This window comes from Shewanella sp. Isolate7 (assembly GCF_022398425.1).
GTDB lineage: Bacteria > Pseudomonadota > Gammaproteobacteria > Enterobacterales > Shewanellaceae > Shewanella.
This window is the reverse complement of sequence record NZ_JAKEVJ010000165.1, coordinates 1-1,293: the sequence shown is the minus strand read 5'-3', so window position 1 is coordinate 1,293 and position 1,293 is coordinate 1. Positions and strand designations below refer to the sequence as shown.

1 protein-coding gene and 2 pseudogenes are annotated in these 1,293 nt (G+C 41.3%); 2 read left to right on the top strand and 1 reads right to left on the bottom strand.

Annotated features, from left to right (window positions below):
- Positions 1–157: pseudogene (locus L1D47_RS20720) on the top strand (IS5/IS1182 family transposase); the annotation flags it as partial.
- Between the two features lie 301 nt (positions 158–458).
- Here L1D47_RS20720 and L1D47_RS20715 read toward each other — a convergent pair.
- Complete coding sequence (locus L1D47_RS20715) at positions 459–698, bottom strand: hypothetical protein (RefSeq protein ID WP_239886625.1); 240 nt, start codon at positions 696–698, stop codon at positions 459–461.
- A gap of 416 nt (positions 699–1,114) precedes the next feature.
- Here L1D47_RS20715 and L1D47_RS20710 point away from each other — a divergent pair.
- Positions 1,115–1,293 (top strand): annotated as a pseudogene (locus L1D47_RS20710) (IS5/IS1182 family transposase); the annotation flags it as partial.

Sequence of the window (1,293 nt, the reverse complement as noted above, 5' to 3'; positions counted from 1 at the left end):
AGAACACCCGTTTCGGATCATCAAATGTCAGTTCGGCTTTATCAAAGCACGCTATAAAGGGCTGACGAAAAATGACTCACAGTTAGCCATGCTATTCACCTTGGCGAACCTGTTTAAAGTAGACCAGATGTTACGACGACAGCCAAGATCTGTCTGAAATCCGGGAACAGCCTGGAATTAGGTCGAAATTCGGCGTAAAACGGCAGTATATTGGCCAAAATTGAACAGTTAGCGTTCAAAAATCAGGCGGGCCGCTCATAACCTCGCTCGATACCTAAATTGCAGGACTTGTTCGCAGTTTCCTTAAGAAAGCAGGATTATATTCACTGAGAGATGGATGGATCGCAGTTCATTACCCTAACCAGAAAACTAGTTAGGTGTTCTAAATGAACCGCCCTGTGCGGAGCCGCATGCAGGGTGGTGTGGGGGCTGGAGGCTAGATACCTCCGGCTACCCGATTATGTGGCTGTTTTATTATTATTTTTCGTTGCGACTATATATATGATTAAAATTGCAAGGAAAATGATGCTTGAGTGTATACCAAGAAAGTATTGTAAAAGGTTTGCAATTATTGGAGTCGAGCAAAGAATGGCTATAAATATAGCATTTTTGCTGCGTAATCGATTATCCATAAAACCTAATAGTGCAATTGCGATAAGTAATAAGATTGCAATAATAATTTCGATTCCATTACCCATTAGAAATACCCTTTACTTCGTGCTGCTTAGACACATAACAGCTTATTCGTGCGCATGCGCGTTTACCTCGTTGGACCAGTGAAAACGCGCACAGATAACTATCTGTATGCAAAGAACTTATCAGTATTCTGTTAAATATACCATCCGGAAAAACGCGCATGCGCGTTTCCCAAACCTATTATCTAACCTATAGCTTTTATAATCACATGATTTTAATCATATTTATTTATATTGGAATGTGAAAACGCGCACGAAGTTGGGATAAAAATCGTCATGATTTCAATATGACTGTATATCTGCCCAGCTTTTAAGCATTGCAACATTTGAGTGAAATGGATGAAAATTTCTAGGGAAGATGCGAATAAGTCCCTGATGTGAGATCATAGCTACATAGTAAATCACAGCCATTACCGCCCATGAGCCAACAGTTAACTTTTGCCGATAGTGAGTTTTCCAGCAAGCGCCGCCAGACCCGTAAAGAGATTTTCTTATCTCGGATGGACAACCTATTACCATGGACTCAACTGCTGGAAGTGATTGAGCCCTTTTATCCAAAAGCGGGCAATGGTCGTCGTCCCTATCCACTGGAAACGAT

What these genes read in the sequence shown, in the direction of transcription:
- L1D47_RS20715 (WP_239886625.1), bottom strand. Translation starts at nt 698, where the DNA reads ATGGGTAATGGAATCGAAATTATTATTGCAATCTTATTACTTATCGCA.